Below are 23,818 nucleotides of genomic sequence, written 5' to 3' on the forward strand. Positions count from 1 at the left end.
AACGTACGCTTCTTTCAGAAATTTGTGAAGTTAAGGAAGCGTGTGAAGCGCGGGTAGGGTGGGTCCATGACGGATACATCTGGTGCGACGGACACATCTGGTGCGCGGGACCCGGAGTCCGTGTCGAAGTTCGTCGAGTCCTTCGCGGCGCAGCTCGTCGAGGCGGGGATGCAGCGGATGCCCGCGCGGATCTTCGCCGCGCTGCTGTCCTCCGACGAGGGGGCGATGACCTCCGTCGAGCTGGGGGAGCAGCTGCGGATCAGCCCGGCGGCGGTGTCCGGTGGGGTGCGGTATCTGGCGCAGCAGCACATGGTGTCGCGCGAGCGTGAACCCGGTTCACGGCGTGAGCGGTACCGGGTTCAGGGCAACCAGTGGTACGAGGCGCTGACCAACCGCGAGGCCGTTCTCAAGCGGTGGGAGGCGGCGTTGAGCGAGGGGGTCGCCAGCCTCGGTGTGGAGACCCCGGCGGGGCGGCGCATGGCCGAGACCCTGGCCTTCTTCGAGTTCGTCGACGGCGAGATCTCGGCGATGATGGAACGCTGGCGGGTGTATCGGGACGAGCGGTTCGGTGGCGCGCCCTGAGGGGCGCGGGGCCGCACATCGGCACAGCCCCGCGCCCCTGAAAGCAGGGAACTTCAGCGCTCCTTGGTTTCTTCGAGAACCGTTCGGCCCAGCAGCGCGTACCGCTCAGGAGCTCGCCGCTTCAGGTACTGGGCGTAGCCGATGCCCGTCGCCGCGACCAGCAGTACCAGCCACGGGGTCGCCTTCAGGACCGGTGAGTTGGACTCCGAGCCCGCCGCGACGCTCATGTTGGACACCAGGAGCAGCACGACCGCCAGCATCGCGATGCCGCCGACGAGCGGGGCGGTGAACGTCTTGAACCAGTGCCGGCTCTCGGGGTGGTTCTTGCGGAAGTAGGCGAGTACCGCGAACGAGCAGACCGCCTGGACGACGAGGATCGCCATCGTGCCGAGGATGGCCAGCAGGACGTAGAGCGCGTTGGCCGGGTCCTTGCTCGTGGCCCAGAAGCCGAGGATCAGCACCGCGCTCACCACCGTCTGCACCAGGCCCGCGATGTGCGGGGAACCGTGCCGGGCGTGGGTGCGGCCGATGGTGTTCTTGAGCGACGGGAGGACGCCTTCGCGGCCCAGGGCGTACATGTAGCGGGACGCGCAGTTGTGGAAGGCCATGCCGCAGGCGAGCGAGCCGGTGATCATCAGCCACTGCATGAGGTCGACCGCCCAGTGGCCGACGTAGTGCTCGGTGGGGTTGAAGAAGAGGGCGAGCGGGTTGGCGGAGGACGCGGCCTTCACGGCCTCGGACTCGCCGTTGCCGATGATGGCCATCCAGGAGACGAAGACGTAGAAGACGCCGACGCCCAGGACGGAGATCATCGTCGCCTTGGGGATGATCTTCTTCGGGTCGCGGGACTCCTCGCCGTACATCGCGGTCGACTCGAAGCCGACCCACGACCAGAAGGCGAAGAAGAGACCGAGACCGGCGGACGTCCCCTTGAACGCGTTGATCGGGTTCACCGGTCCGAAGGTGAAGCCGTGCGGGCCGCCGCCGTGCAGGGCGACCGAGATCGCCATCGCCGCGAGGACGGTCACCTCGGTGCCGAGCAGGACCACGAGGAGCTTCTCGGCGACCGAGACGCCGAACCAGGTGCCCATCGAGTTGACGGCGAGCATCACCAGCGCGAAGGCCCACCACGGGATGTCAAGTCCCGTCTGGTCCTTGAAGGTTCCGGTGGCGAAGGTCGAGAAGATGCCGATCAGCGCGGGCTCGAACACGGCGTAGGCGAACGTGGCGAGGAGCCCGGAGGCCAGTCCGACGGTGCGGCCGAGGCCGTAGGAGATGAAGCCGTAGAAGGCGCCCGTGGAGGTGATGTGCTTCGCCATCGAGGTGAAGCCGACGGAAAAGATTGCCAGGACGACCATTGCGACGAGGTAGCTCGCCGGGGCGCCTATGCCGTTGCCGGACGAGACCATGAAGGGCACGTTGCCGGTCATCGCGGTGATCGGGGCGGCCGTCGCGACGGCCATGAAGACCACGCCCAGCAGGCCGATGGCGTTGGGCTTGAGCCGGTGAACGGCGCCGTCCTCGCTTGTGTTCGCCGCGGGGGCGACTCCTTCGTCCACTGCCATCGGATGGCCCCTCTCCTGCTGCTCTCGCTGCCGTTCGGCTGGTGCGTCGAACCGGAACTCTGTAGGCCGAATGAGTCGGGCAAGGGTTGCGGGACGTTAAATGTTTGTCAACCAGACCTTTAGAAATCTGAGGAAATCTGGGGGCAACACGCGCCTCGTACGGTCGCCGCCATGAGTACGTACACCTCCACGCTCGGCGGCCACAGCTACCGCTTCGGCTCCCTCGCGCGCCTGCTCGCCGCCGCGAGCCCGGAGCGTTCCGGCGACCGGCTGGCGGGGCTGGCCGCGTCGTCCGCCCAGGAGCGGGTCGCGGCGCGCTGGGCGCTGGCGGACGTACCGCTGACCGCGTTCCTCGCCGAGCCGGTGATCCCGTACGACACCGACGACGTGACCCGGCTGATTCTCGACACGCACGACACGGGTGCGTTCGCGGCGGTGGCCGGGCTGTCGGTCGGCGGGTTCCGGGAGTGGCTGCTGGCGGCGGAGACCGACGAACTGGCCGCCGTAGCACCGGGGTTGACGCCGGAAATGGTCGCGGCGGTGTCCAAACTCATGGGCAACGCGGACCTCGTCGCGGTCGCGCGGAAGGTGCGGGTGGTGACCGCCTTCCGCTCCACGATCGGCCTCCCGGGCCGCCTGGCCACCCGCCTCCAGCCGAACCACCCCACCGACGACCCGGCGGGCGTAGCCGCGGCCCTCCTCGACGGACTGCTCCTCGGCTCGGGCGACGCGGTGATCGGCATCAACCCCGCGACGGACAGCCCGAAGGCGGTACGGGACCTGCTGGAGTTGTTGGACGGCGTGATCCAGCGGTACGCGATCCCCACCCAGTCCTGCGTCCTGTCCCACGTCACGACGAGCATGGACCTGATGGAACGCGGGGCGCCGGTGGACCTGGTCTTCCAGTCCATCGCGGGCACCCAGGCGGCGAACGCGTCCTTCGGCGTGACGCTGGGGCTGCTCGACGAGGCGTACGAGGCGGCGAAGGGGCTGGGCCGGGGCACGGTCGGTTCGAACGTCATGTACTTCGAGACGGGCCAGGGCAGCGCGCTGTCGGCGGACGCGCACCACGGCGTCGACCAGCAGACGGTGGAGGCGAGGGCGTACGCGGTGGCCCGCCGTTACGACCCGCTGCTGGTGAACACGGTGGTGGGCTTCATAGGCCCGGAGTACCTGTACGACGGCCGCCAGATCCTCCGCGCGGCCCTGGAGGACCACTTCTGCGGAAAGGTCCTCGGCCTGCCGATGGGCCTGGACATCTGCTACACCAACCACGCCGACGCGGACGACGACGACATCGCCACGATGCTCACCATGCTCGGCGTGGCCGGCGCGTCCTTCGTGATCTGCACCCCGGGCGGCGACGACATCATGCTCAACTACCAATCCGCCTCGTACCACGACGCGTTGTACCTCCGCGAGGTCCTAGGGCTGCGCCCGGCACCGGAGTTCGAGACCTGGCTCGCCGCCATCGGCCTGCTGGGCGAGGGCGGGGAGATCAGGGACGTGTCCGGTACGGCCCACCCGTTGACGGCGATCGGAAGGGAACTGGTGGCATGACGATCAGTCAAGTGGAGTTGGCAGGCGGCGAGTTGTGGCCGACCCTGCGTCGCCACACGCAGGCCAGGATCGGCCTGGGGCGGGCGGGCACGGGCCTCCCCACCCACCACCGGCTGGAGTTGCAGGCGGCGCACGCGGCGGCGAAGGACGCGGTCCACTCCCCGTTCGAGCCGGACGTCGTGGCGGCGGCGCTGCGAGGCGAACCGACGGTCCGCGTCCGCAGCGCGGCCCCCGACCGCCTGACCTACCTCCAACGCCCGGACCTGGGGCGCCGGTTGGACCCCGCGGACCGCGCACACCTGCCGGTGGGGGAGTGGGATGTCGTCTTCGTGGTCGCCGACGGCCTGTCCAGCCGGGCGGTCCATGAACACGGCGCGGCGATGGTCCGAGCGACGACGGCACTGTTGCCTACGGCGTGGCAGGTGGCTCCGGTGGTGCTGGCTGAGCAGGCGCGGGTGGCCCTGGGTGACGACGTGGCCTCGGCGATGGGCGCGACGATGGTCGTGGTCTTCGTCGGGGAGCGGCCCGGGATGTCGGCGGCGGATTCGTTGGGGGCGTACCTGACGTACCGGCCGAGGCCGGGGGTTACGACGGACGCCGACCGGAACTGCGTGAGCAACATCCGGCCGCCGCTGGGGATGGCCTACGAGGTGGCTGCGGGGAAGTTGGCGGGGTTGATGGGGAGGGCAAGGGAACTGCAGATCACGGGGGTTGGGCTGAAGGACGAATCCGATCACGGTGGCGTGCGCGAGCGGCTACTCTGAGTGGCGGCTGGTCCGCGTCAAGGGGAGGGCGCATCATGACACTCATGGCAGAGCGACCGGTGATGAGCGGCACTGAGCCCAGCGGCGGCTTCGAGGAGCTCCTGGACCTCCTCGACGAGCTGCATGTGCCCGACGGCTACAAGGCCGAGATCATCAGGGGGAACATCGTCGTGGCGCCGTGGTCGAAGGCCTACTACTTCGACGTCCTGGAGTCGGTGTGTGAGCAACTGCGGCCGCACCTCCCCGAGGGACATCGGATCAGTGCCAATCCGTTCCTGTATGTGTTTCCGGGCTCCGAGCGTGCCTACGGCCCAGACATCCATGCAGCGCACCGGAGCGTCAGCCGGCATACGAGCAACCACCTGGACGGTGAAGCCCTCTCCTTCGTCGCCGAGCTCACTTCCCCCTCCACCCGGGCGGTCGACCTCACCGACAAGGTCGAGACCTACGGCAAGGCCGGCGTCCCCGTCTACCTGGTCCTCGACATGCAGGAGAAGCAGGCCATCGTCTTCGGGTCCCCATCTGTCAAGGGATACGAGGCCCGCTTCACCAAGCCCTTCGGAGAGAAGCTCTACATCCCCGAGCCTTTTGACTGCCCCCTCGACACCACCGGCTTCGAGCCCCCTACCCCGTCGGCAACGTAAGCCCCCAGGCCCCCTCCCGCACCACCCACGTCCGCGTCCGCACCGGCCCCGCCACCACCGCGTCCGCCCGGTACCGGAAATCCGCCCCGGACACGGTCACCGTCCGCCCCCGCGCGCACAGCGGAGAAGCCTCCGCCCCCACCGAGACCGGCCGTACGACCACCTCAGCCAGCCCCGAGGCCCCCGGCGTGACGGACACCCCCTCCACCGGCTGGTCCAGGTCGACGAGTGTCACCCCGTCCACCTCGACCCGCAGCCGAGCGGGCCCGAGCCGGGTCACACCGGCGAGCGGCTCCCGGGACGGCCGCACCGGCACCAGCGTCCGTACCAGCGACTGACACGTCCGCAGCCACGACGCGTGCGCGGAACCGGAACCGGACGGCACCGGCGTCGCCTCCACCGGCGGAGCCTCCCGCATCGGCGGCAGCGACGGAATCCGCAAGGCGCCGAGCACCACCCCGTCGCTGTCGTCGACCAGCAGATCCATCCGCCGTACGACCCCGTCGAGCACGGCGCGCGCGGCCGCCACCGCCCCCGTGGGCACCCCCAGCGCCCCCGCCAGGGACAGCCCGCCCCCCACCGGCACCATCGACAGCGCACATCCGGCCAGCTCCCGCTGCCGGTGCAACAGGGACACGGCCCGCATCAGGGCCCGGTCGTCGCCCACCAGCACCGGCCGGCGCGAACCCCGCCGCGCCAGGACCCGGGCGAATTCCTCGGGCCCCTCCGGCAGGCACACCTTCGTCGCCGCACCCGCGCTGAGCACGTCTTTCGCGATGCGGACGGACTCCGCGTCGGTGCGCCGGGCGGCCGGATCGATGACGATCAGCAGCTGATCGGAAGTCGCGAAAGTCGCCACCTCGGCCATGCCTCGCTTCCTCGGGTAGCATCTTTGTGCAAGAGCCCCTTGCGCTATTGCGCCAGGGGCTTCGTCTATTCCGGGGCATCCGGTCCGACGGGTCGCGACCGACGAGGGTCGCAGGTGTACGAGGCACACGCTGTGCCGCGTACGCCTCTGACCTTGGACATGCCCCGCCCGGAAGGGGTGTACGCGCGTGCCCGCACTTGTGCTGCTCGGTGCTCAGTGGGGTGACGAAGGCAAGGGAAAGGCGACGGACCTGCTAGGTGGGTCCGTCGACTATGTGGTGCGCTACCAGGGCGGCAACAACGCCGGCCACACGGTAGTCGTGGGCGATCAGAAGTACGCCCTTCACCTGCTCCCTTCCGGGATCCTCACACCGGAGTGCACTCCGGTCATCGGAAACGGTGTCGTCGTCGACCCGTCGGTCCTGTTCTCCGAGCTGAACGGGCTGAACGAGCGCGGCGTCGACACGTCCAAGCTCCTGATCAGCGGTAACGCTCACATCATCACGCCCTACAACGTGACGGTGGACAAGGTGACCGAGCGCTTCCTCGGGAAGCGGAAGATCGGGACGACGGGCCGCGGTATCGGGCCCACCTACGCGGACAAGATCAACCGCGTCGGCATCCGGGTCCAGGACCTGTACGACGAGTCGATCCTGACCCAGAAGGTCGAGGCGTCCCTCGACATCAAGAACCAGATGCTCACCAAGCTCTACAACCGGCGCGCGATCGCCATCGAGCAGGTCGTCGAGGAGCTGCTGTCCTACGCGGACCGCCTCAAGCCGTACGTCGCCGACACGGTGCTGATCCTCAACAAGGCGCTGGAGGACGACAAGGTGGTCCTCTTCGAGGGCGGCCAGGGCACCCTCCTGGACATCGACCACGGCACGTATCCCTTCGTGACGTCGTCGAACCCGACCGCGGGCGGCGCCTGCACCGGCTCCGGTGTCGGCCCCACGAAGATCAGCCGGGTCATCGGCATCCTCAAGGCGTACACGACCCGCGTCGGTTCGGGCCCGTTCCCGACGGAACTCTTCGACGCGGACGGCGACGCCCTGCGCCGCATCGGCGGCGAGCGGGGCGTCACCACGGGCCGCGACCGTCGCTGCGGCTGGTTCGACGCGGTCATCGCCCGCTACGCGACCCGCGTGAACGGCCTGACCGACTTCTTCCTCACCAAGCTCGACGTCCTCACCGGCTGGGAGGAGATCCCGGTCTGCGTCGCGTACGAGATCGACGGCAAGCGCGTCGAGGAACTCCCGTACTCGCAGAGCGACTTCCACCACGCGAAGCCGATCTACGAGACCCTGCCCGGCTGGAGCGAGGACATCACGAAGGCCAAGACCTTCGCGGACCTCCCGAAGAACGCGCAGGCGTACGTGAAGGCACTGGAGGAGATGTCGGGCGCACCGATCTCCGCGATCGGTGTCGGCCCCGGCCGTACGGAGACGATCGAGATCAACTCGTTCATCTAGAGGGGCGGTTGGAGCGGCTGTCGGAGCCGCGGCTGAGTGGTCCCCTTGGGCCGGTCTTGGGAATCCTTGACCGGCCCTTGGGCTGTCCGTGGTTACGCCGGTAACAGGTGAAGGCCAGCATCTACGCGGGTAGCCCGCCGCGCCCCGCACGCCACACCCGCTCTCTTTGCCCTTCCAGGAGTCCTGAATGCCCGTCAATCCCATGAACCGCCGTGAGTTCGTGCAGAAGTCAGCCGTCACCGGCGCTGCCGTCGCCGTCGCGGGCACGGCAGCGGCGACCCCGGCCGAGGCCGCCGACCGGCACCCCAAGCCCCACCCCCACCCGAAGCCGAACAAGACCTGGTCGTTCTCCATCCTGGGCACGACCGACCTGCACAGCCACGTCTTCGACTGGGACTACTACCTCGACAAGGCCTACTCCGACTCCAAGGGCAACTCCGTCGGCGTCGCCCGCGTCGCCACCCTCATCAAGCAGCAGCGCAAGGCGAAGGGCGAGGGGCACGTCCTCCTCGTCGACGCCGGTGACATCATCCAGGGCACCTCGCTGGGCTACTACTTCGCGCGCGTGGACCCCATCACCAGCGGCTCCAAGCACCCGATGGCCACCGCCATGAACCACATGCGCTACGACGCCGCCGCCCTCGGCAACCACGAGTTCAACTACGGCATCGACACCCTGCGCAAGTTTGAGCAGCAGTGTCACTTCCCGCTGCTCGGCGCCAACGCGCTGGACGCGAAGACCCTGCGCCCCGCGTTCGCCCCGTACACCGTGAAGAAGATCTGCGTCCCCGGCGCCCCGGACATCAAGGTCGGCATCCTCGGCCTCACCAACCCGGGCATCGCCCTGTGGGACAAGGACAACGTCAGCGGCAAGATGGTCTTCCCGGGCCTCGTCGAGCAGGCCAAGAAGTACGTCCCGCGGCTGCGTGCGCTGGGCTGCGACGTCGTCTTCCTCACCGACCACTCTGGCCTTGACGGCAGTTCGTCCTACGGCGACGAGCTGCCGTACGTCGAGAACGCCTCCAACCTCGTCGCCGAGCAGGTCCCCGGCATCGACGCGATCCTCGTGGGCCACACCCACGTGGAGGTCTCGTCGTACACGGTGAAGAACGAGGAGACCGGCGAGGACGTCCTCCTCTCCGAGCCTTATTGCTGGGGCTACCGCCTGAGCGTCTTCGACTTCGAGCTCGAACTCGTCCGCGGCCAGTGGAAGATCACCAGCAAGACGGCGCAGACCCTCAACCCCAACACGGTGGACGAGGACCCGGAGATCAAGAAACTCCTGGAAGCCGACCACGAGTTGGTCGTGAAGTACGTCAACACGTCCGTCGGCACCTGCACCGAGGACCTCTCGGCGGCGGAGTCCTGCTGGAAGGACGTCCCGATCATGGACTTCATCCAGCAGGTGCAGATGGACTCGGTGAAGGCGGGCCTGTCGACGGCCGACGCGGCGCTGCCCCTGATCTCGGTCGCGGCCCCCTTCAGCCGCACGGCCGACATCCCCAAGGGCTCGGTCACCATCAAGGACATCGCCGGCCTCTACATCTACGACAACACCCTCTACGGCAAGAAGCTCACGGGCGCCCAGCTGAAGGACTACCTGGAGTACGCGGCGAAGTACTACCACCAGGTACCGGCGGGCACGAAGGTCGACACCGCGACCCTGACGAACGCCAACAGCTTCTGGGACTACATGTACGACGTCGCGGCGGGCGTCTCGTACGACATCGACATCGCGCAGGCGGAGGGTTCGCGCATCAAGAACCTCACGTACAACGGCGCGGCGGTCACGGACGACCAGGTCTTCGTCGTCGCCGTCAACAACTACCGCGCGAACGGCGGCTCCGGCTACCCGCACATCGCCGCCGCGGAGACCGCCTACAGCGCCACCGACCAGGTCCGCGACCTGATGATCGCCTACGTCACGGCGAAGGGCGCCCTGGACCCGGCGGACTTCGCGACGGTCAACTGGAAGCTGACGCAGGCGGGTACGGCGGTCTTCTAGACTCCCGACCTACCTTCTGCACCGAGCGTGAGGAGCACGGATGGCCATGGAAGTCCTGGGGCGGGGTGAGGCCCGCACCGCCCTGGTCATGGAGTCCGTGCTCAGCACGGCGGCAGTCGTGTGGTGGTCGTCCCTGCTGTGGGCGCACCGCGACGTCCTGTACGCCGTGCCCGACGCCGTGGCGTTGATCCTCACGGTCGTGCTGTCGCTGGTGGTGACATGGACCCTGTGGCTTCGGGCGGGCCGACTGCGGAGTGCGACTCTGGCGCTGGTCGCTGTACGCGGCATCGCGGTGCTGGCGTTGTCCCTGTCGTTCTTCCAGGCCGTGTAGCTTCCAGGCCCTGTAGGTCAGTCGGCGCAGGCGAGTGGCAGGCCGAGGCAGGCGTGAACGGCCTGGCTCAACCGCCGGTCGACAGCGGCACGTTCGTCGGCGGCATCGGGCGACTCCGCCGGCGGGATCAGCGCATACGGCAGTGCCGTGGTGAGCACCGCCAGCGTGGCCATGTCCTGCTCGGCCCCGCTGGGCAGATGTGCGGTCACATGCTCGGTCAGCCAGTGCTGGGCCGTCCGGTGCCACAGGGTGTCCGGACGGAGAACGGCGGCGTACGTCAACGCCGGTTCGGTCCGCGCCATGGCCGCGACGACCGGATGCTCCCGCAGCAGCCGGGCCGCCCGCACCACCCTGCGCACCCCAAGGCACCGCGGTGGCGGCAACGGGCCGGGTACTTCCCGGGCCAGGTGCAGTAGACGTTTCAGTTCCTGCATCGTGGCGTCGCGGAGGAGTACGTCGGGAGAGGCCCAATTCCGGTAGAAGAACGGGCGGTTGGTGCCTGTCAGCTGTGCGATGTGGGTGATGCCCGTGCGCCGGGGCCCCCGCGCGGCCAGCGCGTCCAGAGTCGCGCGGTACACGGTGGCCATTCCGGGCGGTTCCTGCACCCGCTGTGAGCTGCTCATGTGAGCAGCTTGGCGCGGGGGGAGGTAGGTGTCTTGGAAAAGTGTGTCAGTTTCCCCGAAAGTGTCACACTTTTTCGTGTCCTGTCTCGGTTGATAGTTGACACTGCGGCTTCACCTGATGCTTGACACCGCTTGCCTCGGCTTGGCTGTGCGCCTGGATGTGGCGCATGGGGAGGGCCGGGGCCGTGCTGGTGGAGTTGAGCGTGGTCGAGTAGCGGTATCACGCGGTGATGGAGGTTGCCGCGGGGGTTGCGGTCACTCAGGTCGCGGCCCGGTATGGGGTCTCCAGGCAGTCGGTGCATGCCTGGGTGCGCAAGTACGAGGAGTTGGGCCTGCCGGGGCTGGCGGACCGGTCGCATCGGCCCGTCTCGTGTCCGCACCGGATCGCCGGGGAGGTGGAGGCGGTGGTGTGTGAGCTGCGGCGCCGGCATCCCGGCTGGGGTCCGCGCAGGCTGGTGCACGAGCTGGAACGGCGGGGCATCTCCCCGGTTCCCTCGCGGGCGACGGTCTATCGGGTCCTGGTGCGCAACGGGCTCGTCGAGCCGGGCACTCGCAGGCGGAGACGGTCGGATTACCGCAGGTGGGAGCGGTCTGCGGCGATGGAATTGTGGCAGATGGACATCGTCGGCGGGGTGCTGCTCGCGGGCGGTGGCGAGTGCAAGATGGTCACCGGGATCGACGACCACTCACGGTTCATGGTGATCGCGAAGGTGGTGGAGCGGGCCACGGCCCGCGCGGTGTGTCTGGCCTTCGGGGAGGCACTGCTGCGGTTCGGAGTGCCGGAAGAGGTGCTCACCGACAACGGCAAGCAGTTCACCGCCCGGTTCGGTTCCGGCAGGCCCGGGGAGACGATGTTCGACCGGATCTGCCGGGAGAACGGCATCGCCCACCGGCTCACCAAGCCCAGGTCCCCGACCACCACGGGGAAGATCGAGCGGTTCCATCAGACGCTGCGGCGTGAACTCCTCGACGGCTGCGCCCCGTTCGCGGACCCGGCGGCAGCGCAGGCGGCGGTGGATGTCTGGCTGGCGGACTACAACCGGATGCGGCCGCATCAGTCCTTGGACATGGCCGTCCCGGTCAGCCGGTTCGTTCCCAGGCCGCGGGCCGAGCAGGAAGCACTGCCGGTGATTCTGCCTGCCCGCCTCGACCTGGTCGCCTCCGCGGCACCGCCGGATCCGCCGCCTGAACCGGCGCCCGCAGCCTGGCCGTTGGCCGAGGGAGAGATCGGTGCCGTCGAAGTGGACCGGGTGGTGCCCGCCTCGGGGAACCTGAGCCTGCGCGGGCAGCAGATCTGGTTCGGTCCGGCCCTGGCCGGCACGGCAGTCACCTTGCGCATCGACGTCAACCGGCTGCACGTCCTCATCGGCGGGGCCCGCCACAAGACCCTGCCCTCGAAGCTGTGCGGCCGGGACCTCAAGGCCCTGCTGGCCAGTGGTGACGCCCGCCGGGCCGGGCCCTGGCCGGACGACCCCGGCCCGGCGCAGAAGACGGGTGGGGCGGTGGAGGTGGACCGCACCGTCAACGCGGTCGGCTACGTCGGCCTGGGCGGCGACAAAGTCCTGATCGGCTGGCCGTTCGCCGGACAACGCGTCACCCTGCGGCTGGACGGGCGGGTGCTGCAGGTCCTCGACGGACAGAGGGTCCTCAAGGCCACCCTGCGGAGCCCGCTGCCGCCCTCGGCCTGCAGCCGTCTGCAAGGCGGCCGTCCGGCCGGACCGCCACCGCAACTACCGCCTCCCACTGCGCAGATCCCCGAGCGCACGGTCAGCAGCACCGGCGGCTTCATGGTCGCCGGACAGCGCATCCAGCTCGGCCGCGGTCATGCCCGCCAGGTCGTCACCGCCCACCTGGACGAAGAAGCGATCCGCGTCTTCCAGGGAACCGAGCTGATCACCACCGTCCCCCGTGTCACCAGGAAGGAGGTGGTCGTCCGTAAATCCGGCGAACACAACCGCCGGAAGATCGTGTGATCGCTCCGTCAGGAGGGTTCGGACGGCTGCACGGACGGCCAGTTGGCCAGCCGGGCGAGGGCTTCCTGCGCAATGACCGGCCACGGGTCATCAACCAAACGCACTACCGCCGACCGTGGCGAGTTCGGATGGCCTGCAACGAGCCTCCGCACGGTGTCATGCGGATCGTCGACCAGCCGTTCCAGCAGCTCAGGCGGGCAGTTGCGCTTACTGGCCACCCGGTCTCGAACCCGCCAGTCCGGATCATTGATCAGTTCGGTCAGGATCTCCGACGGCACCGTCCTGCTATGCGCAGCCCAGAAACGCATGTCGGGATGGTTACGCACCAGGTCCCACCAGACAGGCAGCGGCATCGCTGCCCACGCCGAGCGGTTGTACTCCGCCGGGTCCTCGCTCTCCCGCAGCCGGATGAACTCCTGCACGGAGGTGATCTCAGGGAAACGGTCCGCCATGGCAGCCAGTAAGCCACGATGTCTAGGACAGACGTCAAGCATCACCCGACGCCAACCCGTCAACCATCAACTGAGACTCGACATGTCACACTTTTTCGGGGGAGGGGTGGGGGGAGGCGAGGAAGGTGCACCAGGCCGCATCGGAGACGGTGACGATCCCGCCGCCCGGATTCTTGGAGTCGCGGATGTGGACGGTGTCGGGGCAGGTGGCTATCTCGACGCAGTTCCCGCCGCCGTCGTCGCTGTAGCTGGACTTGAACCACCGCAGGGCGCGGGTGCCGCTCATCTCTCTTCTCCTGCCAACCGCTCGATGAGGCTCAGGGAGTCGTCGGGGCTCAGAGCCTGTGCGCGGATCTTCGCATAGCGGTGCGTCAGTTGGGACACTTCCGGCGGATCGCTGACCAGGATGCCCTGGTCCTCGATCTCCATGTAGACGACGTGCTCGTGGTCCTTGGTCACCACGAGCTTCATGGCACCACGAGCGCCCGCGTACGTTCCGCGCAGTCCACGATCCATCGGCAGCACCTGAACACACACGTTGTCCCGCCGCGAGTCCTCGGCGAGCGAGCGCAACTGCTCCCGCTGCACGTCCCAGCTGCCGAACGGCCGCCTCAGTACGCCCTCTTCGACGATCAGCTCGATCATCGGGGCCGGGTCGCGGTCGAAGAGTTTCCTGCGGGCCAGCCGCGCCTCGACGAGTTCTTCCCGCTTCTGCTCGGACACCGGCGGATAGCCGCCCCCGATCAACGCCCGCGCGTAGGCCTCGGTCTGGAACAGGCCGTCGACGACCAGCGTCTCGTACGAGGAGAGGGTGACGGCCTCCGCCTCGATCTCCGCGAACCCACGGAAACGGGTCGGGTACTTCTCCAACAGCATCCACTTGCGCGCCTCTTCGAAGACCCCGAGCCCACCCCCGACCTGCTCCTCCAACTTGGCGAGCATTTTGTCGCTCGCGGGCTGGGCGCAGGTCTCCATCGCGCTGATGGCTGACCCGGTGTAGCCGGTCAGCTTGCCCAACTCCACTTGCGTGAGCCCCTGTTGCTCACGCAGTGCCTTCGCGAGGAGGGCAACGAGATGTGCCACACCACTCGCCTCCGCCTTGTTCTCCGCCCGCGCCATCGCGGTCACCCCCGAACTCAACCGAACTCAACCGGTCAACAACACCTCGCACCCGTATCCAACCGTTGCGGACGGTCGACGCAGAGTTATGGAAGACGGTAGCTGTGACTACCGAGACTGTCCCCATGGATACGCAAAGTGACCTGAAATGGATCCCCGCAACCGGCATCCAACTCCGCAAGGCGGGGGTCCAGTTCGACGCGGTACGGGTGGACGGCGACGAGGGCAGAGACCTCGCGGACAGGCTCGCGCGCATGACAGGAGGGGCGCCGGGACCGGTCGTAGAGGAGGCGACGGGCAACAGGGCCGTCTACTTCCTGGTCCCGGTCGGCAGCACATCCCACCGCCCCTGGCCACCCGGAGTAACCCGCCTCACGGCCGGCCCGAACCACATGTCGTACATCCCGGTCCCGGCCCTCAACGGCCAGACCTGGCCCCTGACTTGGCGCTACCGCCCGACGGCACCGGACCACTTCGTCCACACGCTGCTGCTGCGCTCTGCGCTGGAAGGGTGGGGAGAGGTCAGGTGTCCAGACCTGGATCAGACGTGATCTGCCAGATGGTGACCAGTTCCGCGCGCGGCGTGACCATGTACACGAAGAAGCCGCCGTCCACGAACGCGTGCTTCGCCCCCCCGTCGGCATCCTGGTAGGCGGGGCCGTGGAGATGCAGTGCCTCGGCGGCTCTGACCAACTCGTCGGCCATCTTCTCGACCGCGGCCACGAACGCGGGTGGCGCTCCGGACGCCACTGTCTCCTCGTCGGGGACGTACTCCCAAGCCCAGCTCACGCGTCGCGCACCGCCTCGGCCGCCTCGCGGTAGATGACGCTCGCGGTGGTCAGGTGTACGCGCGCCTCGTCCGGCGTGGTCGCGATCCGCGCAAGGTACTCGGCGCGGTGGTAGGCCCGTGCTGTCCCAGGGTGTCGCTCGATCTCGATCAGTGCGGCCCAGTGCGCGAGATAGGCGTGGACGGGTCTGACCGAGTTGTGCTGCAACGCCTCGGTGAGGGCCTGGTCCTTGGCCTGGTCGTAAGAGGGGAGCAAGTGCGGGGCCACGATGGCACATGCTGCGCGCAGCCCCCGCGGGGTGCGGTCCGGGCGGGGGATCGCGGGGACGTCGTCATGTTCGGCGTGTTGCACGCTCATGCTGCTGTTCCCTTCGTGGCGTCGCTGGTCTGGACTCTAGCGCGCATCGCGACCGCGTCTCGTGCGGACGATCCGGTTGCCGCACCAACGGTGAACGAGAAGGGGGCGCCCTCATCGGGACGCCCCCTTTGTGCGGGCATATGCTGAATTCGTCCACCCGCGCACGCCGACCAGAAGAAGGTGACTGCGATGCGCATGCTGCTGAAAGCGTCCATGGACACGGAGAAGGGGAACGACGCCATCCGGAACGGGACTCTCGGGAAGCTGATGCAGGAGACCCTGGAGCAGATCAAGCCCGAGGCCGCCTACTTCACCGCCGAGAACGGCAAGCGCACCGCGTTCCTGTTCTTCGATCTGAAGGACCCCTCCGACATCCCGTCGATCAGTGAGCCGCTCTTCCTGAACCTGGGTGCCGAGTTGACCTACACCCCGGTGATGAACCCGGAGGAGGTCGAGACGGGTCTCGGCAAGATCCGCTAGGTCCTCATTCCTGCGGCGTCCCCTGGATCTTGGCGAGGGTCAGGACGCCGCCGCCGATGCCCCAGCCCGCGTCGGCGACCTCTTCGACCAGGACGAGCGTGGTGGCGCGGGCGCCGTCGCCGAAGATCTCGGCGTACAGGTCCGTCGTGCGCGTGATGATCTGCTCCTTCTGCTCCGCGGTGAGGGCGCCGGCGGGGACCTTGAAGTTCGCGAAAGGCATGGTGCTCTCTTTTCTCGTGGTGCTGTGCGTGGTGCTTTGCGGGATGGGGCAACCATCCGGCCCCGATGCACGCTCCGCCAGGGCTGAGCCCACCCAGGGGTTGGCGGCCCCTGGCTCCGACCCTGCCGGAGAGGAGACGATGGGCGGGTGAACCTTCCCGAACTCGCGGCGTTCCTCAAGTCCCGGCGTGACCGGGTCCGGCCGGCCGATGTCGGGCTGCCCGTCGGGCCCCGGCGCCGGGTGCCGGGACTGCGGCGCGAGGAGGTCGCGCAGCTGGCGGGACTGTCCGCCGACTACTACACCGAACTGGAGCGGGGGCGTGGCGCACAGCCCTCGGCGCAGACCCTGGCCGCCCTTGCGCGGGCGCTACGGCTCGGCGGTGACCAGCGCGACCACCTGTTCCACCTCGCCGACCGGCCGCTGCCCGAGTCGGCGCACGGCGTGGGCGCACGGCACGTTCAGCCCGCCCTGCTCGGGCTGCTGGACCGGCTGTCCACCACCCCGGCCCAGGTCATCACCGACCTGCACGAGACCCTCGTACAGAACGAGTTGGCGGTGGCGCTGCTCGGGCGGGCGCCGGAGCCGCGCGGGCCCGCCACCGGGTTCGCGTACCGCTGGTTCACCGATCCGGCCTCCCGCGCGGTCTACCCGCCCGAGGACCATCCGCACCACTCACGGGTCTTCGTCGCCGACCTCCAGGCAGTGGCCGCCCGGCGGAGTCGCGACAGCGAGGTCGCCGGGATGACGGCCGCGCTGCGGCGGCGCAGCGCGGAGTTCGCCGGCCTGTGGGACACCCACGACGTCGGGCTGCGCCGCACCGATCACAAGCGGATCGTGCACCCCACGCTGGGCGTCATCGAGCTGGACTGCCACAGCCTGTTCAGCGAGGACGGGCGCCAGCGTCTGCTGTGGTTCACCGCCCCGCCCGGCACCGAGGGCGCCGCCCAGCTCGAACTGCTCGGTGTCATCGGCACGCAGGACATGGCGGCCACCGAAGACCCGTCCCGCACTACCGGCTGAGACCACCGGCCGACAACAACGGAACGGTCACCCCTCACGCTCGCCTCAGGTGAGCCTCAGGTGCGCCTCGATGTGGTCGAGCATCGCGTCCAGCGCGACTTCCAACGGCCTGACCTGGCGCTGCAGTTGGGTGAGCAGAAGGCCGCCCTGGAGCGCGGCGAGCGTCGCGAGGGCGAGGTCGTCGGGGTCGGTGTCGAGTTCACCGCGGTCGTGCATCGCCTGGAGGCCGCCGCGGATCGCCGACTCCCAGCGCAGGAAGCCGCTGGCCGTGGCGAGCCGTGCCTCGGGGTTGGTCTCGGCGATCTCGCTGCCGAGGGAGCCGATCGGGCAGCCGCCGCGGCACTGCATCCGGAGCTGGTACTCCACCAGGGCGTCCCGCCACTGCCGTAGGCCCCGCATGGTGTCGAGTCCGGCGAAGAGCGGTTGCTGCATGTCCAGCACCGCCTCGGTCTGGAACTCGATCACGGCCAGCAGCAGTTCCTGCTTGTCGGCGAAGTAGTGGTAGATCTGCGAGCCGCTCACCCCGGCGGCCGCCCGCACGTCCTCCAGGGTCGCCTCGGTCACGCCCCGCTCGTACATGAGCTGCGCGGCGGCGGCCACGATCCGGCGCCGGGTCTCCTGGCCCTTGCGGGTCAGCTTCTTCTCGGGGGGCCGGCGTACCTCGGTGCTCATGCCCGCAACGCTAGCAGATTCTGGATTGGACAACCCATTTTTTTCGGACCAGTGTGGGTCGCACAACCCATTCCTGGAAGGACCCACCATGGAACTCTCCGACAAGGTCGCCCTCGTCACCGGCTCGACGGGCGGTATCGGTGCCGAGACGGCACGGCTGATGGCCGCGGCCGGCGCCGAGGTCGTCGTCTCCGGCCGCAACGCCGAGCGCGGGGCCGCGACCGTGCGGTCGATCACGGACACCGGCGGCAGGGCGCGCTTCGTCGCCGCCGACCTCACCGACCCGGCCGCGCTGCGCCACCTCGCCGAAGCGGCCGGACCCGTCGACATCCTGGTCAACAACGCCGCGATCTTCCCCGGAGCGCCGACCGTGGACCAGGACCCCGGCACGCTCGACGAGACCCTCGCGGCCAACGTCCGCGCCCCGTACCTCCTCACCGCGGCCCTGGTTCCCGCGATGATCGCCAAGGGCTCCGGCTCCATCGTCAACGTCAGCACCATGGCCGCCCGGATCGGCCTGCCCGGGCTGTCCGTCTACAGCGCCACCAAGGCCGCGCTGGAGTCGCTGACCCGCACCTGGGCGGCCGAGTTCAGTCCGGCGGGCGTGCGCGTGAACACCGTCGCGCCCGGTCCCACGCGGACCGACATGGTCCTGGCGAGCATGGGTGAGGAGAACGCCGTGCAGTTCGCGAAGACCACCCTGCTCGGCCGGCTCGCGGCCCCGCGCGAGATCGCCGAGGTGATCCTCTTCCTCGCCTCGGACCGCGCGAGCTACCTCACCGGCGCCACCCTCGCGGCCGACGCCGGACGCACCGCCGTCTAGCCGGGAGGGTCGGAAGCCGCAGCGGACCCATACGGCTGGCGTACTAGCTGAACACGATCATCGAGCCCTGGGCCAGGCTGCGCGTCGCCGCCGCGTGCAGGCCCAGCCACACGTGCCGCTCACGCGCGAACGGGCTGGGATCGTACGGTGCGGCCACAGCCGGTTCCTCCAACTCCGTGGGAGCGGACGGGGGTTCGGGCGTCGCCGGTGGGTTCGCCGGGTCGATGCCGATCGTCGGGGCCACGAACTCCAGCTCGCGGAGCAGGGCTTGGGACGAGCCCAACGGGCCGCCGCCGGCGAGGAGTTCGTCGTTCGCGAGCGGGTGCGGGAAGTCGACCGGGACGTAGGCGCCCGCGTGGTCGTAGTGCCAGACCAGGTGGGACTGCTGGGCCGTGGTCTCGAACATCTCCAGGAGTTGTTCGTAGTCGCCGCCCAGTTCGTCCACCGGCGTCACCGGGAGACCGCAGACCTGGAGGAGGTAGGCCCGGCGCAGGAAGTGCAGCGCGTCGTAGTCGAAGCCCGCGACCGGGGCGACCTCGCCGGACAGTCCCGGCATGTACTGGTACACCGGCACCGGGGGGAGCCCGGCCTCGGCCAACAGGGAGTTGTAGAGCGCGAGTTCCTCGGCGAACGGATTGTCGGGGGTGTGGCACAACACGTCGACGAGCGGGACCAGCCACAGGTCACAGGCCAAAAGGGGGCTCCTCGGTTACTCGCTGCGCATCGTGGATCTCGCATGGTGGTCAGGCAAGAGTAGGGGGAAGAGTAGTCGGTGCGGCCCGGGTCAGCTCCCCTCGTGCAGGTCCCATACCCACACGCCGTCCACCCACTTACCGGGTTTGCCGACCAGCTTTTCCACAGCGGTGCGGAGCTTGTCGTCGTTGGGCTGTGGCGCGATCACCAGCGCGCCCGCGTGCCAGTACGCGAAGTCGACCTTGGCCTGCGCCTGCCAGTTCTTGCCGATGGTGGGGATGACGCCGGTGTAGCGCACGTCCCGCAGCATGTTGGAGGTGTAGCGGGGTGAGGCGCCGTAGATGCCGATGCGGTCGTCGCCGTAGGGGCCGTTGAAGTAGCCGCCCGGCATCTTGAAGCCGAGGCCGGACGCCGTCTGCCAGTGCAGGGGTTCCGCCGAGCCCGGGTCGGCGAGCGGGACCGGGACGATGGATTCGCCGGTGCGGACGTACGACTTGTAGGTGCCGTCCGTGAAGAAGGCCGGCACCGTCGCCCGGTCGACCGCCTTCAGGGGTGCGGGGATGATCGGGATCACGGCCATGCACACGGCCAGGAGACCTACGTACTGCGTGCCTATCTGGCGCGTCGCCGCCAGCTTGTCCACCGCGATCGCCAGCAGCATGCCGAGTGCCGGTGCGCAGATCATCGCGACCCGGCCCTCGATCACCGACTCGAAGAGCGGCTTGTGGGCGAGCAGGGCCCACGGGCCCGGGTAGACCGTGTCCGTGAGCGGGATGCGGATCTTGGGGCCCATGGAGAGGATCGCCGCCGCGACCGCCGTGAACGCCAGCGCCTTGACGAGCGCGTGCTCCCACAGGCGTACGACGATGGCGAAGGCGAGGGCGACGAGCGGCCAGCCGTAGAAGGCGTTCTGCTCGGTGGGGTTGAGGGCGAGGGAGTTCGCGCGGACCTCGTTGCCCGCGATCAGGGAGCGTTCGGCGAAGGAGAGCAGGGCGAGGGGGCTGTTGCCGGCGTTGTCTCCGTGCAGGACGCTCTTGTAGCTCTGCGGGCCCATGAACTGGTAGTAGAGCGGGATCAGGATGATCGGCGCGCAGACCCCGGCCGCGATGCCCAGGCCCTTGAGGAGTGGGCGCCAGGACGCCTGGACGACATCCCTGTTGAGGGCTCCGTAGGACGCGGCGAACAGGACCATGCCGATCGACGCGAGGAGGAGCGGCTCCTCGCCGAGGAAGATCTGGTAGGCCGCCATCACGCCGAGCACGAGGCCGTCGCGGACGACCCGGGTGCCCACGCACAGCCGTAGAGCGCGGTCGATGATCAGCGGGATCATGAAGAGGATGACGAAGTTCGGGTGCGCGTTCGCGTGGCTGACCATCGGCGGGGCGAAGGCCGCGAGCGAGGCGCCGACGAAGGCCGCGGCCCGTTGCCGTACGACGCGCTTCACGATCAGCCAGTACCAGGCGGCGGCCGTGGCCGCGAGGCCGAGCGCCATGCAGACGCTGAGCGAGACCGCGGGGCCGGCCAGCAGGGTGAGCGGCGCGAAGGGGACCGACAGGCCGAGCATGACCGTGTTGGCCATGAGGTTCACGCCGTCGGGGAAGCCCTGGAGGTTCGAGAAGAACGGGTTGTGGAGGTGGGCCACGTTGTCGGCCGTGACCGCGAAGAACCACTCCCACTGGTTCTGGTCCTGGAGCGAGTCGACCAGGTAGCGGTGGTCCGGGTCGAAGAGGCGGCCCGAGTAGAGGCCGACCGACATGAGGAGGAAGAGGACGACGACCAGGATGTCGACCGGGCGCAGGGAGCGGGCGCGGAGGCGCCCGAGTTCGGTGAGGACCTTGGCGTAGTCGAGGGGCCGTACCTTCGAGCCGGACTGGTGGGACCAGCGCACCGGCACCTCGGCGACCTCCCAGTCGGCGCGGCGGAAGTGCTGGAGGACCTCCACGTCGATGCCCCAGCCGTTGATGCGGGAGGCGGCGAAGGCCTCGCGGGCGCGGTCGCCCTCGAAGAGCTTGAAGCCGCACTGGGTGTCGCGTATGCCGGGCACCGCGGCCTGGCGTATGAGGAAGTTGCCCGCGCGGCCGAGGAGTTCGCGTATCGGATGCTGGTGGCTCTCGATCGTCGCGCCCGGCGCCGCGCGCGAGCCGATCGCGGCCGCGTGGCCCTCGCTCAGCTCCTTGTCGAGTTTCTCCAACTCCTCGATGGGCGCGGCCAGATCGGCGTCGGTGACCAGGACCCGGTGCCCGCGCGTGGCGGCGACGCCGAGGCGCAGGGCGTGGCCCTTGCCGCGGTTGCGGGGGCTGGTGACGAGCTGCACCCGGGGGTCGGCGCGGGAGGTGACGACCTCGCGGGTCCCGTCGTCGGAGCCGTCGTCGGCGACGATGATCTCCCAGTCGCCGAAGCGGCCCTCGTTGTCCCTCAGGTATGTGGTGATCGCGTCGAGCGTGGGTCCGAGCCGCCGCTCCTCGTTGTAGGCGGGCACGACGACACTGAGGTCCACGACGACGGCACTGGGGTCCACGGAGGAACTGGGGTCCACGGAGGCACTGTCCACGGCCGGAGCGGCCCTTTCCGGTCCGGTCACCGGGCGGCCAGCCGCTCGATGAGGTCGAGGGAGTGCGTGTTGTACGCCAGGACGATCGCGCGCGCGGCCGGGGTGTCGCGGCGCGCCAGGGCGTCGACCAGTTCGGTGTGCTCGGACCACAGCCGGCCGCGCAGATCGCTCAGCCGGCGCAGGTGCTGCACCGTGCACACCCAGGACTGGACGCGCAGCCGGTGCAGGAAGTCGCCGAGGTAGGGGTTGCCGAACATGGCGCTCAACTCGCGCCAGTAGCGCAGGTCGTAGCCGATCAGCACCGTGAGGTCACCGGCGTCGGCGGCGCGCTGCGCCTCCTCGCCGCGGCGGCGGACACCGGCGAGCGCGGCGACCGTACGGGGGTCGTCGGTGCGGTCGAAGACGGGGTGGCCCTCGATCAGGGCCAGGAACATGCCCTCGGTGACCAGGGCGCGGGCCTCGATCATCCCGCGGTGGTCGGCCACCGAGTACTCGTGGACGCGGAAGCCGCGGTGCTGGTCGGCTTCCAGGAGTCCCTGCGCGGAGAGATCGACGAGCGCTTCCCGGACCGGAGTCGCGGAGACGCCGTACTGCTCGGCGATCTCCTTCACCGTGAACTCCTGACCGGGCTGGAGCCGGCCCGCCAGGACCTCGTCGCGCAACGCGTCGGCGATCTGCTGCCGCAGGGTGCTGCGGGTCACGGCGCCGCTGCCGCTGCTTCCTCCGGGCATCGTCGGAGCGTCTCCCTCATCGCGTTCGATGGCGTACTCGTATATGTCTACGAGCACGCCACCTTACGCGTTCGGGTTCCCGCCCTGCCCGAATGCGGGCACCAGGTGAACGGACCCGCCCATTCCGGGCGTTAAGAGGTGTATTCGGCGCCGAATTACATGCCGTTTTACGCGGTGAATTCGTCCGCCACGGAAAGCGCCGCGTCCAGGGCGGCGAGGCCCTCCTTCAGCTCGGCCTCGGTCACGTTGAGCGGCGGGACGACGTGGGTGCGGTTCATGTTGACGAACGGCCACAGCCCCTGCTGCTTGGCGGCGGCTCCGAAGGCGGCCATCGCCGCGTTCGCCTCACCGGCCGCGTTGTACGGCACCAGCGGCTCGCGCGTCTCCCGGTCCTTCACCAGCTCAAGCGCCCAGAACATGCCGACGCCCCGCACCTCGCCGATGCTCGGGTGCCGCTCGGCCAGCGCCCGCAGCGCGGGCTCGACGACCGTCGTACCAAGGGTCCTCGTGTTCTCCACGACGCCCTCCTCGGCCATGACGCCGATCGTCGCGACGGCCGCGGCACAGGCCAGCGGGTGGCCGGAGTACGTCAGTCCGCCCGGGTAGGGCCGCTTGCCGAAGGTGTCCGCGATCGCGCCGGAGATGGCGACACCGCCGAGCGGCACATAGCCGGAGTTCACGCCCTTCGCGAAGGTCATCAGGTCCGGTACGACGTCGAACAGATCCGCCGCGAACCACTCACCGGTCCGCCCGAACCCGGCCATCACCTCGTCCAGGATGAAGACGATCCCGTACTTGTCGCAGATCTCCCGGACCCCGGCGAGGTAACCGGGCGGCGGCACCATGATCCCGGCGGTCCCCGGAACGGTCTCCAGGACGATCGCGGCGATCGTCGCCGGCCCCTCGAAGGCGATCGTCGTCTCCAGGTGCTCCAGCGCGCGCTCGCACTCCTGCGCCTCGGTCTCGGCGTAGAAACGGGACCGGTACAGGAAGGGCGTCCAGAAGTGCACGACCCCGGCCGCGGCGCTGTCGCTGGCCCAACGGCGGGGATCCCCGGTGAGGTTGATCGCCTGCTGCGTACCGCCGTGGTACGAGCGGTAGGCGGACATCACCTTGGGGCGGCCGGTGTGCAGCCGGGCCATGCGCGTCGCGTGCTCGATCGCGTCCGCGCCGCCGTTGGTGAAGAAGATCTTGTCCAGGTCCCCGGGCGTCCGCTCGGCGATCAGCCGGGCCGCCTCCGAGCGGGCCTCGATCGCGAAGGCGGGCGCGAAGGTGGTCATCGTCGCGGCCTGCTCCTGGATCGCGGCGACGACCTTCGGGTGCTGGTAGCCGATGTTCGTGTAGACGAGCCCGCTGGTGAAGTCCAGGTAGCGCTTGCCGTCGTAGTCCCAGAAGTACGACCCCTCCGCGCCGGCCACGGCGAGCGGGTCGATGAGCTCCTGCGCGGACCAGGAGTGGAACACGTGCGCACGGTCCGCGGCCTTCACGGCGGCGCCGGCCTGGGGGTTGGGCTGAGGGGTCATGCG

26 protein-coding genes are annotated in these 23,818 nt (G+C 69.1%); 12 read left to right on the plus strand and 14 right to left on the minus strand.

The window, feature by feature from the left end; genetic code table 11:
• Positions 1 to 66 precede the first annotated feature (66 nt).
• On the plus strand, positions 67 to 582 hold the full coding sequence (locus OG496_RS30605; protein WP_405973194.1) for a GbsR/MarR family transcriptional regulator: 516 nt from the start codon (positions 67 to 69) through the stop codon (positions 580 to 582).
• Between the two features lie 53 nt (positions 583 to 635).
• Here OG496_RS30605 and OG496_RS30610 read toward each other — a convergent pair whose 3' ends face one another.
• Positions 636 to 2,147: an APC family permease gene (locus tag OG496_RS30610; protein WP_405973195.1), complete on the minus strand. Its 1,512-nt coding sequence runs from the start codon at positions 2,145 to 2,147 to the stop codon at positions 636 to 638.
• A gap of 171 nt (positions 2,148 to 2,318) precedes the next feature.
• Between OG496_RS30610 and OG496_RS30615 the strand changes: the two genes are divergently transcribed.
• From OG496_RS30615 to OG496_RS30625, 3 genes are read left to right on the plus strand one after another with little or no spacing between them, the layout of a single operon-like run.
• On the plus strand, positions 2,319 to 3,707 hold the full coding sequence (locus tag OG496_RS30615) for an ethanolamine ammonia-lyase subunit EutB (protein WP_405973196.1): 1,389 nt from the start codon (positions 2,319 to 2,321) through the stop codon (positions 3,705 to 3,707).
• Complete coding sequence (gene eutC / locus OG496_RS30620) at positions 3,704 to 4,471, plus strand: ethanolamine ammonia-lyase subunit EutC (protein WP_405973197.1); 768 nt, start codon at positions 3,704 to 3,706, stop codon at positions 4,469 to 4,471. Before OG496_RS30615 ends, eutC begins: the two co-directional genes overlap by 4 nt.
• Positions 4,472 to 4,506: 35 nt before the next feature.
• Positions 4,507 to 5,115, plus strand: coding sequence for a Uma2 family endonuclease (locus OG496_RS30625; RefSeq protein WP_405973198.1), 609 nt, complete (start codon positions 4,507 to 4,509; stop codon positions 5,113 to 5,115).
• Here the strand turns inward: OG496_RS30625 and OG496_RS30630 are convergent.
• Entirely contained in the window at positions 5,096 to 5,983 is an 888-nt protein-coding gene (locus OG496_RS30630) for a diacylglycerol kinase (protein ID WP_405973199.1), read from the minus strand. The genes OG496_RS30625 and OG496_RS30630 overlap by 20 nt on opposite strands.
• A gap of 187 nt (positions 5,984 to 6,170) precedes the next feature.
• On the opposite strand from OG496_RS30630, the gene OG496_RS30635 reads away from it, so the two are divergent.
• The 3 genes from OG496_RS30635 to OG496_RS30645 all read left to right on the plus strand — a co-directional run bounded on the left by OG496_RS30635 (position 6,171) and on the right by OG496_RS30645 (position 9,790).
• Positions 6,171 to 7,454, plus strand: coding sequence for an adenylosuccinate synthase (locus OG496_RS30635; RefSeq protein WP_366494493.1), 1,284 nt, complete (start codon positions 6,171 to 6,173; stop codon positions 7,452 to 7,454).
• 187 nt (positions 7,455 to 7,641) lie between these two features.
• The gene (locus OG496_RS30640) at positions 7,642 to 9,459 is read left to right on the plus strand and encodes a bifunctional metallophosphatase/5'-nucleotidase (RefSeq protein WP_405973200.1); all 1,818 of its coding nucleotides are present in this window, start codon (positions 7,642 to 7,644) and stop codon (positions 9,457 to 9,459) included.
• 40 nt (positions 9,460 to 9,499) lie between these two features.
• Positions 9,500 to 9,790, plus strand: coding sequence for a hypothetical protein (locus OG496_RS30645; protein WP_405973201.1), 291 nt, complete (start codon positions 9,500 to 9,502; stop codon positions 9,788 to 9,790).
• 17 nt (positions 9,791 to 9,807) lie between these two features.
• Here the strand turns inward: OG496_RS30645 and OG496_RS30650 are convergent, their stop codons facing one another.
• Positions 9,808 to 10,413 carry a TetR/AcrR family transcriptional regulator gene (locus OG496_RS30650; RefSeq protein ID WP_405973202.1) on the minus strand — a complete coding sequence of 202 codons (606 nt, stop codon included), beginning with the start codon at positions 10,411 to 10,413 and terminating at the stop codon, positions 9,808 to 9,810.
• Between the two features lie 230 nt (positions 10,414 to 10,643).
• Here OG496_RS30650 and OG496_RS30655 point away from each other — a divergent pair, with 230 nt between their 5' ends.
• Positions 10,644 to 12,386, plus strand: a complete 1,743-nt coding sequence (locus tag OG496_RS30655; protein ID WP_405971376.1) for an IS481 family transposase — start codon at positions 10,644 to 10,646, stop codon at positions 12,384 to 12,386.
• A gap of 8 nt (positions 12,387 to 12,394) precedes the next feature.
• On the opposite strand, the gene OG496_RS30660 is transcribed toward OG496_RS30655, so the two are convergent.
• The 3 genes from OG496_RS30660 to OG496_RS30670 all read right to left on the minus strand — a co-directional run bounded on the left by OG496_RS30660 (position 12,395) and on the right by OG496_RS30670 (position 13,966).
• Entirely contained in the window at positions 12,395 to 12,838 is a 444-nt protein-coding gene (locus tag OG496_RS30660) for a hypothetical protein (RefSeq protein WP_405971377.1), read from the minus strand.
• 85 nt (positions 12,839 to 12,923) lie between these two features.
• The gene (locus OG496_RS30665; RefSeq protein ID WP_405973203.1) at positions 12,924 to 13,124 is read right to left on the minus strand and encodes a DUF397 domain-containing protein; all 201 of its coding nucleotides are present in this window, start codon (positions 13,122 to 13,124) and stop codon (positions 12,924 to 12,926) included.
• The gene (locus OG496_RS30670) at positions 13,121 to 13,966 is read right to left on the minus strand and encodes a helix-turn-helix transcriptional regulator (protein ID WP_405973204.1); all 846 of its coding nucleotides are present in this window, start codon (positions 13,964 to 13,966) and stop codon (positions 13,121 to 13,123) included. Before OG496_RS30670 ends, OG496_RS30665 begins: the two co-directional genes overlap by 4 nt.
• Before the next feature lie 116 nt (positions 13,967 to 14,082).
• Between OG496_RS30670 and OG496_RS30675 the strand changes: the two genes are divergently transcribed.
• Positions 14,083 to 14,508, plus strand: coding sequence for a hypothetical protein (locus tag OG496_RS30675; RefSeq protein ID WP_405973205.1), 426 nt, complete (start codon positions 14,083 to 14,085; stop codon positions 14,506 to 14,508).
• On the opposite strand, the gene OG496_RS30680 is transcribed toward OG496_RS30675, so the two are convergent.
• On the minus strand, positions 14,480 to 14,746 hold the full coding sequence (locus OG496_RS30680; RefSeq protein ID WP_405973206.1) for a hypothetical protein: 267 nt from the start codon (positions 14,744 to 14,746) through the stop codon (positions 14,480 to 14,482). The two genes, OG496_RS30675 and OG496_RS30680, sit on opposite strands and share 29 nt — an antisense overlap.
• Positions 14,743 to 15,102 (minus strand): DUF6247 family protein, encoded by a 360-nt coding sequence (locus OG496_RS30685; protein WP_405973207.1) that lies wholly within the window; start codon positions 15,100 to 15,102, stop codon positions 14,743 to 14,745. The genes OG496_RS30680 and OG496_RS30685 overlap by 4 nt, the downstream gene beginning before the upstream one ends.
• A 189-nt stretch (positions 15,103 to 15,291) precedes the next feature.
• Between OG496_RS30685 and OG496_RS30690 the strand changes: the two genes are divergently transcribed.
• Positions 15,292 to 15,582 (plus strand): hypothetical protein, encoded by a 291-nt coding sequence (locus tag OG496_RS30690; protein WP_405973208.1) that lies wholly within the window; start codon positions 15,292 to 15,294, stop codon positions 15,580 to 15,582.
• Between the two features lie 4 nt (positions 15,583 to 15,586).
• Here OG496_RS30690 and OG496_RS30695 read toward each other — a convergent pair whose 3' ends face one another.
• Positions 15,587 to 15,802 carry a 4-oxalocrotonate tautomerase family protein gene (locus OG496_RS30695; protein WP_019070350.1) on the minus strand — a complete coding sequence of 72 codons (216 nt, stop codon included), beginning with the start codon at positions 15,800 to 15,802 and terminating at the stop codon, positions 15,587 to 15,589.
• A 147-nt stretch (positions 15,803 to 15,949) separates the two neighbouring features.
• Here OG496_RS30695 and OG496_RS30700 point away from each other — a divergent pair, with 147 nt between their 5' ends.
• Positions 15,950 to 16,822, plus strand: coding sequence for a helix-turn-helix domain-containing protein (locus tag OG496_RS30700; RefSeq protein WP_405973209.1), 873 nt, complete (start codon positions 15,950 to 15,952; stop codon positions 16,820 to 16,822).
• A 45-nt stretch (positions 16,823 to 16,867) separates the two neighbouring features.
• Here OG496_RS30700 and OG496_RS30705 read toward each other — a convergent pair whose 3' ends face one another.
• The gene (locus OG496_RS30705) at positions 16,868 to 17,494 is read right to left on the minus strand and encodes a TetR/AcrR family transcriptional regulator (protein ID WP_405973210.1); all 627 of its coding nucleotides are present in this window, start codon (positions 17,492 to 17,494) and stop codon (positions 16,868 to 16,870) included.
• 88 nt (positions 17,495 to 17,582) lie between these two features.
• Here OG496_RS30705 and OG496_RS30710 point away from each other — a divergent pair, with 88 nt between their 5' ends.
• Positions 17,583 to 18,317 carry an SDR family NAD(P)-dependent oxidoreductase gene (locus OG496_RS30710; RefSeq protein WP_405973211.1) on the plus strand — a complete coding sequence of 245 codons (735 nt, stop codon included), beginning with the start codon at positions 17,583 to 17,585 and terminating at the stop codon, positions 18,315 to 18,317.
• A 43-nt stretch (positions 18,318 to 18,360) separates the two neighbouring features.
• Here the strand turns inward: OG496_RS30710 and OG496_RS30715 are convergent, their stop codons facing one another.
• The 4 genes from OG496_RS30715 to OG496_RS30730 all read right to left on the minus strand — a co-directional run bounded on the left by OG496_RS30715 (position 18,361) and on the right by OG496_RS30730 (position 23,815).
• Positions 18,361 to 19,011, minus strand: a complete 651-nt coding sequence (locus OG496_RS30715; RefSeq protein WP_366494480.1) for a hypothetical protein — start codon at positions 19,009 to 19,011, stop codon at positions 18,361 to 18,363.
• Between the two features lie 90 nt (positions 19,012 to 19,101).
• Positions 19,102 to 21,546 carry a dolichyl-phosphate beta-glucosyltransferase gene (locus OG496_RS30720; protein ID WP_405973212.1) on the minus strand — a complete coding sequence of 815 codons (2,445 nt, stop codon included), beginning with the start codon at positions 21,544 to 21,546 and terminating at the stop codon, positions 19,102 to 19,104.
• Between the two features lie 41 nt (positions 21,547 to 21,587).
• Positions 21,588 to 22,292, minus strand: coding sequence for a GntR family transcriptional regulator (locus OG496_RS30725; RefSeq protein ID WP_366494896.1), 705 nt, complete (start codon positions 22,290 to 22,292; stop codon positions 21,588 to 21,590).
• 167 nt (positions 22,293 to 22,459) lie between these two features.
• A complete protein-coding gene (locus tag OG496_RS30730; protein WP_405973213.1) occupies positions 22,460 to 23,815 on the minus strand; it encodes an aspartate aminotransferase family protein in 1,356 nt (451 codons plus the stop codon).
• Positions 23,816 to 23,818 lie beyond the last annotated feature (3 nt).

Source organism: Streptomyces sp. NBC_00988 (assembly GCF_045162645.1).
GTDB lineage: Bacteria > Actinomycetota > Actinomycetes > Streptomycetales > Streptomycetaceae > Streptomyces.